Source organism: Streptomyces sp. NPDC096012, from assembly GCF_040426375.1.
In the GTDB taxonomy this organism is placed as follows: domain Bacteria; phylum Actinomycetota; class Actinomycetes; order Streptomycetales; family Streptomycetaceae; genus Streptomyces.
Genome location: NZ_JBEOTD010000045.1, coordinates 54,029 through 66,338, shown reverse-complemented (window position 1 = coordinate 66,338; position 12,310 = coordinate 54,029). Strand labels below are relative to the sequence as shown.

Here is a 12,310-nt window from a genome sequence, read left to right as displayed (position 1 = left end):
GCCAAGAAGCAGGTCGGCGAGTCGGGGGGGGGGGGGCGGCGCCCCGCCGCTCGGCGCCGTGGCCGTGCACGCCGCTCGGGGCCGTGCCGGTGGACGTCCGCCTCCAGTGCGGCGGGCGGCCACCGGGCACGGCTGTGCGGGTGGGGCGGGTGAACCGGTCAGGAGGCCGGGAACTTCAGCAGTTCGCCGTTGACGCCGACCGTGTGGTTGGTGACGTAGAGGTCACCGTTCGCAGCCACGTCCAGACCCGTGGGCTGGAAGAGGCGGCCGGCGGTGTCGATCGGCGTGGTGGCACCCGTGTGCCGGTCGATCCGCGTCAGACCGCCGGGCAGCAGGCCGGTCGACGAGTAGCCGGTGGCGTACGACAGCGCGATCAGGTCGCCGTCGGGAGCCACCCGCAGGTCGATGGTGTTCGTCAGACCGGTGGCGAAGACGGTGGGCTTGCCCCCGGGCACGAAGCGCCAGATGCGGCTGAGGCCGGGCTGCATGCTGCTCAGGTCGGAGATGTAGAACGCCCCGTCGCGACCGCGCACGATGCCGGTCGGCACCGCCTGCGTCTGTCCGGGCGGGGTCATCGGCCGGACCGGCGAGGACTTCGCGGCCGAGGACCTGGTGGCAGGCCGGGCCGGCAGGGTGTTGTTCGGGAAGACGGCCTCGGTCTCGGTGGTGCCGTCGGGGTGGACCCGGATCAGGTCGTTGGCACCGGTGTCGACGACCAGGTAGTCCCTGCCGTCCCGGGCGAAGTACCACGGGTTGGAGAAGACCTGGCCGTTGCCGGTCACGGAGTCCGGGTCGTGCAGGGCCTCGTGCTGCGCCAGGTCACCCAGGATCCTGCCCTTGGCGATGGACAGCGTGCCCAGCGGGGCGCTGCCCGGGCCGAGCGCCGTACGCAGGTCGGTGTTGCCGCTGAGGTTGCTCGCCACGCGGTAGGTCCCGTGGCCGGCGTTCTGGGCCATGGTCACGCCCATGATCGTGCTCTCGCCGTCGGGGCGGACCTCCATCTCGGAGGGCAGGCCGGTGACGACACGATCCTTCTTGTAGCCCTTGATCCGGAAGACGGAGCCGCTGAAGCCGAGGCAGTGGGAGTTCGGCTCCGTGCACGGGGTCTCCGGGCCGCTGCCGGCCTCCGCGACCAGGAGCGAGCCGTCGGCCTGGATCCGGACGGCGCGCGGATTGTGCAGGCCGGTCGCCAGGACCTGGGGGGTCGACGAGACCGTGTGCCGGTGCCCGCCGGAGGCCGCCTGGGACGCGGCCTGGCTCGGTATCACGGTGGCCGTGAGGCTGCCCACGACTGCCGCCGCCAGGAAGGCCCCCGCCCAGGACTTGCTCGTTCTCGACATGTCTCTCCTCACATTGGCACGCCCCTGCAGTCAGGGGCGAATTCGACCGGCGTCACCATAGACGCCGGAAGACTCTTCGGTCGTGCGCCGAAAAGCCCCCAAGTCGAACGGAGTTGGCCGCCGACACGGTGTGCGACAGCGGAATTCCGCAATTGCGCACCGCGCCGCGCATCCCGCGAAAAGGGGGCGCCGGCCGAGCCTGTCCGCAGGTGGGGGCACAGGGTGGAACAAAGGATTCCGCGAGTGGCTCCGGCGGAAGCGGAGTGCGGTCCGTCAGCCGATTCCGGCCAGTCGCAGCAAAAGCGGTTTCACTTCCGTGGCCGGCAGTCGCCCGGAGACTTCGCCGGGCCGCGAACACAGCAGGACCGGTCCGTCCTCGGGGCGGTCGGGAAGCCGGCCGTGGCTGCCGCGCACCGGGGAGGGGTCGAGCGGGACGACGGCCATCCGGTAGCGCATCCCGAGTTTCTTGCGAGCCAGTGCCGTGGCCGCCTTGACCTTCACATAGGGGTCGAGGGGGTCCATGAACAGCTCGGCGGGGTCGTAGCCGGGTTTGCGGTGGATCTCGACGAGCTGTGCGAAGTCGGGGGCCCGGGCGTCGTCCAGCCAGTAGTAGTACGTGAACCAGGCGTCCGGCTCCGCGACCGCCACCAGTTCGCCGGCCCGCGGGTGGTCCAGTCCGTACTCCTTCTTGCCCCGGTCGTCGAGGAGTTCACCGATCCCGTCGGCGTCTTCGAGCGCCGCCCGCACCCCGGCCAGGTCCTCGGGCCGCCGCACATAGACGTGGGCGATCTGGTGGTCGGCGACCGCGAAGGCGCGTGAGGCCGTGGTGTCCAGGTACTCCATGCCGTCCTGGGTGTGCACCTCCAGGTAACCGGCGCGGCGCAGGGTCCGGTTGATGTCGACGGGCCTGCTGACGCCGGTGATCCCGTACTCGGAGAGGACGACCACGGTGCGGCCCTCGGCGGCGGCCTCGTCCAGCAGCGGGGCGAGTGCCGCGTCCAGGTCGGTGGCGGCCCGCAGCGAGCGCGGGTCCTCGGGGCCGAAGCGCTGGAGGTCGTAGTCCAGGTGCGGGACGTAGCACAGCGACAGGTCGGGCCGGCGGGTGCGGTTGAGGTACCGGGTGGCGTCGATGATCCACTTGCTGGACACCAGGTCGGCGGTCGGGCCCCAGAAGTTGAACAGCGGGAAGGTGCCGAGTTCCGCCTCGAGTTCGTCGTGCAGGGCGGCGGGCCGGGCGTAGAAGTCGGGTTCCTTGCGGCCGTCGGCGTAGTAGACGGGGCGCGGGGTGACCGTCCAGTCGGTGTCCGCACCCATCGCGTACCACCAGCAGACGTTGGCGACCGTGTAGCCGGGGTGCAGGCGGCGGGCGGCGTCCCAGATCTTGTCGCCCTCCACCAGTCCGTTGTGCTGGCGCCACAGCAGGACCTCGCCGAGGTCGCGGAAGTACCAGCCGTTGCCGACGATGCCGTGTTCGGCGGGCATCGTGCCCGTCAGGAACGTGGACTGGGCGGCGCAGGTGACGGCGGGCAGCACGGTGCCGAGTTCGGCCCGCGAGCCCCGGCCGCCGAGCGCCTTCAGACCGGGCATGTGGTCCAGCAGGGTGGGGGTCAGTCCCACCACGTTCACGACGAGCAGGGGTGTCGGGGGCTTCGTCACTGCTGCTCCTTGAGTCCGAGGTCGGTCAACAGGTCCCGGGCGAGGACGAGTTCGGCGGCGATCCCGTCGGCGAGCCGGGCGTCCGTGGCCGGGCGCGCCTCGGCGGGCAGGGCCTGCCAGGTGTAGGTCTCGACCTCGAAGTGACGGCTGCGTGCCACGGGCCCGCCGACCAGAAGGGCGAGCGTGTCGCGCAGCACGTCGAGGGTGGAGGTCAGCGGCGGGGCGGGCGGAGCGTGCAGCGGTACGTGGAAGTGGGCGCGCCAGGGCACCGTGTCCGGCAGCGCGTCTCCGGCCAGCGCCGGGCCGAGGTCGTCGGTGCCGTGCAGGACGCCGTCCAGTCTGGCGCGCGTCTGGTGCAGGAAGCGGGGCTCGTCGAAGGCGGCGAGCGCCGCCCGGACCGCGGGGTCCCGGGGGGTCTCGGCGTGCAGGGCGGCGGAGAGCTGCACCTTGGACACGGCGATGCCGGCCCGTGCCAGGCCGTCCAGTGCCGCGGCGGGCTCCTCGAAGCTGGTCGCGAGGTGGCAGGTGTCCAGACACAGGCCGATGCGGTGGCCGGGCAGGGCGGCGAGGGGGGCGAGTGCGTCGGCGGTGGTCTCGACGGCGCAGCCGGGCTCCGGCTCCAGGGCGATGCGGATGGAGCGGCCGGAGGTCTCCTCCAGGTCGTCCAGCCGCCTCGCCAGCTCGGTCAGCGCCGTGTGGGCCGACTCGGCGGCGGCCTGGTCGAAGCCGGTGCGCCAGGCCAGCGGCAGGGTGGAGACGGTGCCCTCGGTGACGTCCGGCGGCAGCAGGCCGGCGAGCAGCCGGGCCAGGGCGGCGGTGTGGTCGAGGCGTTCCGGGTCGGTCCAGTCCGGCTTGTAGACACGGTACTTGACCTGTTCGGCGCCGAAGCCGCGGTAGGGGAAGCCGTTGAGGGTGACCACCTCGAGCCCGCGCCGGTCCAGCTCGGTGCGCAGCCGCCGCGGCGCCCCGGGGTCGGCGCTCAGGGCGCGTACGGCGTCGCGGGCCAGCCACAGTCCCACGCCGAGGCGTTCGGTGCCCAGGCGCTGCCGGACCGGTTCGCAGTGGGCGGTCAGCTGGGCGATGACACCGTCGAGGGTCTCGGCGGGGTGGGCGTTGGTGCAGTAGGCGAGGTGGACGGTCGAGCCGTCCGGATGCCGGAAGCGCACGGCTCATTCGCCCCCGCGCAGGATGGAGTTGCCCTCGTGCAGTGTCCCGGCCCGGGCCACGTCCAGGTCGAGCCGGCCGCTCAGCCCGTAGAAGGCGACGGGGTTGCGCCACAGCACGCGGTCCACGTCGTCCTCGTCGAAGCCCGCGGCGAGCATCGCGTCGGCGACCTTGCGGGTCTTCAGCGGGTCGCTCCTGCCCCAGTCCGCGGCGGAGTTGACCAGGACCCGCTCGGGTCCGTACTCCCGCAGGACGGCGACCATGCGGTGCTCGTCCATCTTGGTGTCCGGATAGACGGAGAAGCCGAGCCAGGCGCCGGCGTCCTTGGCCTCCTTGACCGTGGTCTCGTTGAGGTGGTCGACCAGGACGCGTTCGACGGGCAGTTCCGACTCGGCCACGACGTCGAGGGTGCGGCGCAGCCCCATGAGCTTGTCGCGGTGCGGGGTGTGCACCAGGGCGGGCAGCCCGTGCCCGGCGGCGAGTTCGAGCTGTGCGGCCAGCGCGGTGTCCTCGGCCGGGGTCATCGAGTCGTAGCCGATCTCGCCGACCGCGACCACGCCGTCCTTGGCCAGGTAACGCGGCAGTTCGTCGAGGACGGGCGCACAGCGGGGGTCGTTGGCCTCCTTGGGGTTCAGGGCGATCGTGCAGTGGTGCGCGATCCCGTACTGCGCGGCCCGGAACGGCTCCCAGCCGAGCAGCGCGTCGAAGTAGTCGTAGAAGCTCTCCGGCGAGGTGCGCGGCTGACCGAGCCAGAAGGACGGTTCGACCAGCGCGCGCACGCCGGCCGCGTACATCGCCCGGTAGTCGTCGGTGGTGCGCGAGGTCATGTGGATGTGCGGGTCGAAGATGCGCATCAGGCTTCCTTGGCGGTCAGGGCGAGTGCGTGGTGCAGGTCGTCCGGCACGGGCCGGCCGGCGGCGGTGCGCTCCGCGGCGAAGTCCGTGAGCATGCGGGCGAGTTCGGCGTCGCCGCGGGCCCGGTCCGCGAGGTGGGCCACGGCGGCCAGGGGCACGCCGGTGAACAGGCACTTCAGTACGGCGTGCCGCCAGGCGTGGGCGTCCAGGTGTGCGGCGGCGTAGGGGCCGACGGCCGCGGCCAGCAGGCGCGTGTCATTGGTGCGCAGCGCGTCCTCGACCAGCGCGACGCCCGTGTCCGGGGTGAGCGGGAGGTGGGGCAGGGCCAGCAGGACGGCGCGCCGTTCGGCGCCGGTTCCGCGCTGGTAGAGCCGGGTCACGGCGGTCGCTCCGGGCTGGGCCGTGTACAGCAGCAGTACCCGGGCCGCCTCCGCCGCCTCCGGGGAGCCGCACTCCCGGCCGGCCGCCGCGAACCGCAGTTCCCATGCCGGTACTCCCCGGCGCGGCGGACCGGCCGGGGCGGCGTTCGCCGTCTCGCGCCCGTCGGCGCGTGCGGCGTCGGCGAGTGCGGCGTCGAGCCAGGCGGCTCCCTCGGGGCGCAGGCGGGCCAGCAGTTCCTCGCGGTTGATCAGCATGCGGACTTCCTTATGCGGACGGTGCCGGGGAGAGAGGGGTGGACGCGGAGGATGCCGGACCCGGGTGGTCGGGGTGCGACCGGGCGCGCTCGGCGGTGGCCGGGCCGTGGCCGCCGGAACGCGTCTGCTCGGTCTCGCCGAGCCGGGCGCGCAGGAACTCCATGGAGCGCCGGGCGAGTTCGGGCCCGGCATGGGAGTGACGGGGCAGTTCGACCACGGTCAGCCCCTGGTAGCCGGTGGCGTCGAGCGCGGCGAGCACGGGCGGGAAGTCGATCTCGCCGTCGCCGAAGGGCAGGTGCTCGTGCACACCGCGCCGCATGTCCTCGATCTGCACGTGCCGCAGCCAGGGGCCCGCGGCGCTCACGCAGTCGGCCGGGGACAGCGGCTCCAGGCACTGGCAGTGGCCGATGTCGAGGGTGAGACCGAGCAGCGGGTGGTCGCCGAGCCGGGCGCGCAGCCGGTGGAAGTCGGCGAGCGACTCCAGCAGATGCCCGGGCTCCGGCTCGACGGCGAGCGGGATCCGGGCCGCCGCCGCGGCGTCGAGCACCGGCTCCAGGGAGGCGCCCAGCCGTTCCCACGCGGCGTCCTCGCCGACGCTCGCGGGCCGGACGCCGCTGAAGCAGTGCACCGCGTGGGCGCCCAGGTCGGCGGCCACCCGCACCGCGGTGACCAGCAGCGCGGTCCGGGCCGCCCGCGCCTCGGGGACCGGGTCGAGCAGGCTCGGACCGTGCTTGCGGCGGGGGTCGAGCACGTAGCGGGCGCCGGTCTCGACCGTGACGCCGAGGCCCAGCGTGCCGAGCCGGTCGGCGACGCGGGCGACGCGGCCGGCGAGACCGGGCCCCAGCGGGTCGAGGTGCATGTGGTCGAGGGTGAGGCCGACGCCGTCGTAGCCGAGGTCGGCGAGGACGCCGAGGGCGTCGTCCAGCCGCAGGTCGGTCAGGCCGTTCGTGCCGTAGCCGAGGCGGATGCTCATGTGGGGCTCACCGTCCGGGCCAGCCGGCGGGCGACGGGCGCGAGTCCGGTGAGCAGTACGGCGCCGGTGAGGGTGCCGGAGCGTGCCGCGAGGGCCGCCTGGAGCGGGATCAGCGCGCGGATGCCACCGCCGACGGCCCGCTGGGTCAGCGGCGGCGACGGATTGAGCGCCGCGTGCAGGAACGGCTTGGCGGCCGTCGCCACATAGGCGCCGGCGAGGGCGGTCCGGGCGCACTCGGACGGTGACCGGGGCGGCGTGTTCCAGCGCCTCCCACCCGGACCGCCGCCCCGCCGGCCACCGGCGAGCGCGCCGAGCACGGCGGTCGCGCCGAGCGCGGTGAGGGACCGGCCGGGCGCACCTCCCTGGGTCTCCGTGCGCGAGACGCTGGTGACCGCGTAGGTGTGAGCGCCGATCGCGGCGGCGGACGGCAGCGCACGCAGCATGGCGGCGACGGTGCCGGTGGCGACGCCGGCGCGGGTGGCCGTGCGGGTGCCGCTGGGGGCACCGGGCAGCGCGGCGCGAACGCCCGTGCCGGAGCCGACCGAGGCCGCGGCGTCGTTCACCGCCGTGCCGGGGCCGGCGAAGGCGGGACGCGACGGTCCGCCGGGCACCATGGTGCCGGGGCCGGTGGACGCGGCGGCAGGTGGCAGCGCGGCGCGCACCGCCGTGCCGGGGCCGGTGGAGGCGGCACCCGACAGCGCGCCGAGCAACGCCGTGCCCGGACCGGTGGATGCGATGGCACGCGACAGCGCGGCGCGCACCGCCGTGCCGGTAGGGGCGAAGGTGGCCGGAGGACGTGCGGCGGAGTGGGTGCCCGCGGTGGCCACGGCGCCGAGCAGCACGTCGAGGGCCCGGGCCGCGGCCATCGTCGCCGGGCCCGCCGGGGTGTGCTTCAGCCGCAGGTCGTACGCCCAGACGGCGCCGGCGAGCGCGGTGGCGCACAGCGCGGCGGGGCGGCCCGCGGCGACGGCGAGGCCGAGCCCGGCGGCGGTCAGACCGGCCGCGGCCGTCAGCGCCTGCGCGGGGGCGATACGGCCCGAGGGAATGGGTCGGTGCGGCCGCTCGGCGGCGTCCTCCGCCCGGTCCGCCCAGTCGTTGAGTGCCATGCCCGCCTCGTACAGGCACAGGGAGGAGCCGACCGCGAGAGCGGTGCGGGCGCCGGGGCGCACCCCGGTCGCGGCGGCCCCGGCGAGCGCGTCACCGGGGACAGTGAACAAGGCGGGGACGCGCAGGAGTTCGGCCCAGTCGCGGACAGTGCTCACCGGGACTCCCCCAGCCGCCCGGCGAGGCCGAGGAGGGCGTCGTACTGCTCGGCCAGCGCCGCGGACCCGCCGTCCGGATCCTTGAAGTAGAAGCCCAGCTCCGCGAGGCTCCCGGTGATCCCCGCTTCGTGGGCGCGGGCGGCGAGCCGGGCCAGGTCGAGCACGAGCGGTGCCGCCAGTGACGAGTCGCAGCCCTGCCAGATGGTCTGCAGGACCATGCGCGTGCCGAGGAAGCCGTCGAAGGCCACATGGTCCCAGGCGGTCTTCCACTCGCCGAGCGCGGGCACGTCGTCGATGTGCACCTCTCCCTCGGGCAGCGCCCCGAGGCTGTCCTCCAGGACCCGGTTCTTGCCCGCGTTCTTCGCCGCGGCGGCCGCGGAGTCGGCGAGCGCGGCCCCGTCACCGCCGCCCAGCAGGTTGGTGCCGGACCAGGCACGTACCTCCAGGGCCCGCTGCCGGAACATCGGCGCCAGCACCGCCCGCAGCAGGGTCTGCCCGGTCTTTCCGTCCCGGCCCGCGTACGGCACCCCGGCCGACCGGGACAGCTCCGCGAGGGCGGGGTGCCGCAGGCCGGTCGACGGAGTGAAGTTCACGTACGGGCAGCCCGCACGCAGGGCTGCCGCCGCGTACAGCGAGCTGGCGGGCAGCCGGGTGTCGCCGTCGGCCGGGGCGGGCTCGGTGGAGGCGACGTTCACCACGACGGTGCGGGCCACCCCGGTGCGGCGCGTGAAGTCCTCGATGTCGGCGGCGAAGGCCGCGATCAGCTGCTCGTCGGTGCGCGTGTCGCCGGTCACCGGTCCGCCGGTGCGTATCTCCCGGTCGGCGGCGCCGAGTTCGCCGAGCACCGCCTGGGGCAGACCGTGCGGCAGGACGCCCTGTTCGGCCAGGGCCTCGGCGCGCTTGGGCAGTGGCCAGTCGACGGTGTCGTGGCCGCCGAAGACCAGGCGGGACAGGGCGGGCAGCCCGGCGGCGGCGAAGGGCTCGGTCTCGGTGACCATCCCGGTCGGCGGGCGCAGCCCCGCCGCGACCGCGGCGCAGCCGGCGACCGCGGTGGTGGCGACGGAGCCGCGGGCCCCGATGAACCACACGCCCGTGCCGGGACCGCTCCGAACTCTGTCACGTGCGGCGGGTGTCTCGGCGAGCTCGGACACGGAAGTCCTCCTGGAGTGCGTCGGTTCCCGGTGCGGGTACGGGTGGCATGTGCGAGGTGCTCGTAGGCCGCATGTCGTGCGGCAGGCGCCCTACTCGGGGCGTTGCTGGAGCTGCTCGGCCAGCTCGCTCCAGGCGGCGGCGCAGCTGCGGGCCAGGTCGGCGACGTCGGGGGCCCAGTGGCCGGGGAGCCCGCGCTGGAGCGTCTCGAGGCCGTCGCCGTCGACGGAGTACTGCCGCAGCCAGCGCAGGGCACGCCGGCCGGCTTCGTTGAGCCGCAGCGAGGGGTCCTCGCTGAGCTTGGCGAGCAGCTTGCGCCGGTCCACGGGGACGGCCTCGCGGTGGATGCGGGCGACGGCCGCGTGCCGCCGCTCCGGGAGGGACGTACGTGCCGCGCCCGGGGAGTCGCGGTAACGGCCGGGAACCGGGTCCTCGCCGCGGTCGATGCGCAGGCGCACGTCCCGCACCGTGGCCGGGGAGAGGCCGGTGGCGCGGGCCACCTCCCGCAGACCGGCGTCGGGCCGGTCGAGGAGGAGCGCCGCGGCGCGGCGGCGGCGCTGACCGATGTCCAGGGGGCGCGCCCGGCCGTCCCGGCCGAGGCGCGTGCCCGACTGGGCCGGGTCGGCGCAGGCGGACTGCGCACGGATGCGGGAGACGGTCTTGTCGGAGATCCCGGTGGCGGCGGCGATGGCGCGGTTGGACCACTGCGGGTGGGTCAGGACGATGCGTTCCGCCGCGGCCGCCCGGTCGGCCCGGGAGAGCGGCAGACCGTGGGTGACGTTGGCCCTGACGGACAGGACGAAGGCGGCGGCGCTGTCGCAGTCCAGCAGCCGCGCGGTGATCTCGGTGCGGCCGTTGAGCAGGGCCGCGCGGATCCGGTGGGCGCCGTCGATGACCCGCAGGGTGGGGCGGTGCACGGTGATGGGGGGCAGCCTGTCCCCGGCTTCGGCGAGCACCCGTACGTGGTGCTCGTCCTCCCCGGCCCGCCGGGGTGAGTCGTCGAACACCAGCGAGGCGATCGGTACCCGGGTGACCGGATGCGATTCGACCCAGATGGACGACGACTCGATCTCGTCGAGATCGGCAGCCGGGTACGTCAACTGCTCGGCCGGAGACAACCCGTACCTCCTGACGGCGATATCCGGAAGCGGAATCCGTTGCCGCACAGTCTGCGCTCCGGTGGTCGACGTCCACTCGGGTCCGGATGGAAAGCCAGTTCGGCCACGATGGCGCCGGTGTCCTGTTTCCTATAGCCCCATTCCGGCCCCTGGGAACTCGCTTCGGCGTCGAACCTCACACCGTTTTCCGGGAATTGCGCGCGCGTCGCCACGAGTGCGCGGAATACGACATTCCCTGGGCAGTCGAGCGGCCGGCGGAACATCGAATTCGGCGGGTCGCGTCACGCCGTTCCCGGGTTCTCTTCGCCCCGACGCCACAGGACCGTGGTGCCGGACGGGGCGGCGGTCAGTGGGAGGGGAAGGAGTAGCTGCGCCATGGACCGTTGGACAGGACGGCCACGTCCTCGGACTGCATGTCCAGGTAGATGCTTTCCTTGCCGGGCGGCACGGTGCAGTTCGGGGTCGTGTACAGGAGCATGCTGTTCTGCGTGTAGTTGACGACCCGGGTCACGTCCTGACGGAAACGGTGACAGCCCTTGATCGGCGGATTGGAGATGGTCTGCACGTGCCGGGCGCCGTTCCAGGCCTCGATCTGTCCGGAGGCCCGGTCCTGGCAGGCGGTGAGCGCCAGGCCGAGCAGGGCGACGCCGGTGAGCGCGACCTTGGACCGTGAAGCGGGCATCGAGCCTCCTGCGCCAGGGGACGAGAGCTGCCGGGGACGTCGCCCCACCACCACTATCCGACGCGGCGGAGGGGCACGCCCGGTGGGTACGACCGAACGGGACGTCCTCGTCGGCGCCGGTCCCTGGCCGAGGGACGGTCTCGGCCCACCGCCCCGGCACGCTCAGGCGGTCACCGCCTCGGTGACGTCGGGCGGCCATCGACGGCAGGCCGGGTCATCACCGGCAGGCCGTCGAGCGGTCATCACTGGCAGGCCGTCGGGCGGTCATCGCCGGCAGGCCTCCGGGCGATCATCCCTGCCAGGCCGCCGGGCCGCCGCCCCGCCATTCGATCCACTCGGCGCTCGTCACGTCTTCCGGTTCGACGTCGTCCATACCGGCCGCCCGCAGGAACTCGACGATGTCGATCAGCGTGTATGCCATCCCGGCGAAGGTGGGGCCGACGCGGACGCGGCGGCCGCCGTCCTCCGCGGGCGGGTACACGATCACCTGGGGCACAGCGCCACCCTCGCCCCGGCCGGACGGCGACGCACTCGGAGGACGGCCGTTCGGCTGGTCGCGGGGGCGGACCGGCCCTGCGCCCGGGTGCGGACCCCGCGGCACTCCCGCAGGGTCCGCCCGGGTGCGGACCCCGCGGCACTCCCGCAGGGTCCGCCCGGGTGCGGACCCGGCGGCACTCCCGCAGGGTGTAAGAGGCGTCCGCACCCCGGTGACGAGGAGGCTGAGGCAGTGGCCGACGCGACGAGCGACGATGAGCGGCCCTTGCGCGGGCGGCGGACGCTCGGACGCCCGGCGTGGGGCGAAGACATCACGGGGGCGCTCGGGGTCACCCCACTGGAGGAGGTCACGATGTTCGAGGCCGGCGACATCCGCGAATGGCGGGGGCACGACGTGGTGGACCGGGACGGCCACAAGATCGGCACACTGGAGTCGGTCTATGTGGACACGGTCACCGACCAGGCCTTCTTCGCCACGGTGACCATGGGCCTGCCCACCCGTCGCCGCCTGGCGTTCGTCCCGCTCGGCGGTGCCACGGTCGGCCCCGGATACGTGAAGGTCACCTACAGCAAGGACGTGGTCAAGAAGGCACCGGCGATCGACACCGACGGCGAACTGCCCGCCACCGAGGAACCGGCCGTCTTCGCCCACTACGAACTGGACTACGCGACGGGCGCCGGCGGTGAACGACGCCTCGCCCGCCGTTGACGCGTCGCAGCCGCCGGGAGTTTCGATGAGCGTGTTCCTGTTGCTGGTCCTCGTGGCCCTGGTCCTGGGGATCATCGGCTTCGCCGTCCACGGCCTGTTCTATCTGCTGGTCATCGGTGCCGTCGTCCTCGTCGCCGATCTCGTGTACGTCGCGCTGCGCCTCCGGCGAGGGCGCGGGGCACGCCGCGTCGCCCGTTGACGCGGCCGTGGCCGGCCCCGGGCCGTGGCTGTCGGGTTCGGCGCGCGTGCGGAGCCGGCCCGCCGACGGGCGCG

At 74.1% G+C, this 12,310-nt stretch carries 13 protein-coding genes; 2 read left to right on the top strand and 11 right to left on the bottom strand.

The features are described 5' to 3' along the window. Positions 1-158: 158 nt before the first annotated feature. The 11 genes from ABVB68_RS31615 to ABVB68_RS31565 form a co-directional block, all read right to left on the bottom strand. Complete coding sequence (locus ABVB68_RS31615; RefSeq protein WP_353604607.1) at positions 159-1,340, bottom strand: ScyD/ScyE family protein; 1,182 nt, start codon at positions 1,338-1,340, stop codon at positions 159-161. Between the two features lie 273 nt (positions 1,341-1,613). Continuing rightward, positions 1,614-2,996 carry an alkaline phosphatase family protein gene (locus ABVB68_RS31610; RefSeq protein WP_353604606.1) on the bottom strand — a complete coding sequence of 461 codons (1,383 nt, stop codon included), beginning with the start codon at positions 2,994-2,996 and terminating at the stop codon, positions 1,614-1,616. Beyond that, positions 2,993-4,162: a metabolite traffic protein EboE gene (gene eboE, locus ABVB68_RS31605; protein WP_353604605.1), complete on the bottom strand. Its 1,170-nt coding sequence runs from the start codon at positions 4,160-4,162 to the stop codon at positions 2,993-2,995. Before eboE ends, ABVB68_RS31610 begins: the two co-directional genes overlap by 4 nt. Before the next feature lie 3 nt (positions 4,163-4,165). Beyond that, on the bottom strand, positions 4,166-5,014 hold the full coding sequence (locus tag ABVB68_RS31600) for a TatD family hydrolase (protein ID WP_353604604.1): 849 nt from the start codon (positions 5,012-5,014) through the stop codon (positions 4,166-4,168). Then, on the bottom strand, positions 5,014-5,649 hold the full coding sequence (locus ABVB68_RS31595; protein ID WP_353604603.1) for an EboA domain-containing protein: 636 nt from the start codon (positions 5,647-5,649) through the stop codon (positions 5,014-5,016). Before ABVB68_RS31595 ends, ABVB68_RS31600 begins: the two co-directional genes overlap by 1 nt. A 10-nt stretch (positions 5,650-5,659) precedes the next feature. Next, entirely contained in the window at positions 5,660-6,622 is a 963-nt protein-coding gene (locus ABVB68_RS31590) for a sugar phosphate isomerase/epimerase family protein (RefSeq protein WP_353604602.1), read from the bottom strand. Then, positions 6,619-7,884: a UbiA family prenyltransferase gene (locus ABVB68_RS31585; protein ID WP_353604601.1), complete on the bottom strand. Its 1,266-nt coding sequence runs from the start codon at positions 7,882-7,884 to the stop codon at positions 6,619-6,621. The genes ABVB68_RS31590 and ABVB68_RS31585 overlap by 4 nt, the downstream gene beginning before the upstream one ends. Further along, positions 7,881-9,035, bottom strand: coding sequence for an inositol-3-phosphate synthase (locus tag ABVB68_RS31580; protein ID WP_353604600.1), 1,155 nt, complete (start codon positions 9,033-9,035; stop codon positions 7,881-7,883). Before ABVB68_RS31580 ends, ABVB68_RS31585 begins: the two co-directional genes overlap by 4 nt. 90 nt (positions 9,036-9,125) lie before the next feature. Next, a complete protein-coding gene (locus ABVB68_RS31575; RefSeq protein WP_353604599.1) occupies positions 9,126-10,151 on the bottom strand; it encodes a ParB/RepB/Spo0J family partition protein in 1,026 nt (341 codons plus the stop codon). A gap of 346 nt (positions 10,152-10,497) precedes the next feature. Beyond that, complete coding sequence (locus ABVB68_RS31570; protein WP_353604598.1) at positions 10,498-10,833, bottom strand: hypothetical protein; 336 nt, start codon at positions 10,831-10,833, stop codon at positions 10,498-10,500. Positions 10,834-11,122: 289 nt separating this feature from the next. Further along, positions 11,123-11,329, bottom strand: coding sequence for a hypothetical protein (locus tag ABVB68_RS31565; protein WP_353604597.1), 207 nt, complete (start codon positions 11,327-11,329; stop codon positions 11,123-11,125). A gap of 351 nt (positions 11,330-11,680) precedes the next feature. Here ABVB68_RS31565 and ABVB68_RS31560 point away from each other — a divergent pair, with 351 nt between their 5' ends. Both ABVB68_RS31560 and ABVB68_RS31555 read left to right on the top strand, forming a co-directional pair. Beyond that, entirely contained in the window at positions 11,681-12,037 is a 357-nt protein-coding gene (locus ABVB68_RS31560) for a PRC-barrel domain-containing protein (protein WP_353604611.1), read from the top strand. 25 nt (positions 12,038-12,062) lie between these two features. Then, a complete protein-coding gene (locus ABVB68_RS31555) occupies positions 12,063-12,236 on the top strand; it encodes a hypothetical protein (protein WP_353604596.1) in 174 nt (57 codons plus the stop codon). Positions 12,237-12,310 lie beyond the last annotated feature (74 nt).

Coding starts and splice junctions, on each gene's coding strand:
- ABVB68_RS31615 (WP_353604607.1), bottom strand. CDS start 1,340: ATGTCGAGAACGAGCAAGTCCTGGGCGGGGGCCTTCCTGGCGGCGGCA.
- ABVB68_RS31600 (WP_353604604.1), bottom strand. CDS start 5,014: ATGCGCATCTTCGACCCGCACATCCACATGACCTCGCGCACCACCGAC.
- ABVB68_RS31595 (WP_353604603.1), bottom strand. CDS start 5,649: ATGCTGATCAACCGCGAGGAACTGCTGGCCCGCCTGCGCCCCGAGGGA.
- ABVB68_RS31590 (WP_353604602.1), bottom strand. CDS start 6,622: ATGAGCATCCGCCTCGGCTACGGCACGAACGGCCTGACCGACCTGCGG.
- ABVB68_RS31570 (WP_353604598.1), bottom strand. CDS start 10,833: ATGCCCGCTTCACGGTCCAAGGTCGCGCTCACCGGCGTCGCCCTGCTC.
- ABVB68_RS31560 (WP_353604611.1), top strand. CDS start 11,681: ATGTTCGAGGCCGGCGACATCCGCGAATGGCGGGGGCACGACGTGGTG.
- ABVB68_RS31555 (WP_353604596.1), top strand. CDS start 12,063: ATGAGCGTGTTCCTGTTGCTGGTCCTCGTGGCCCTGGTCCTGGGGATC.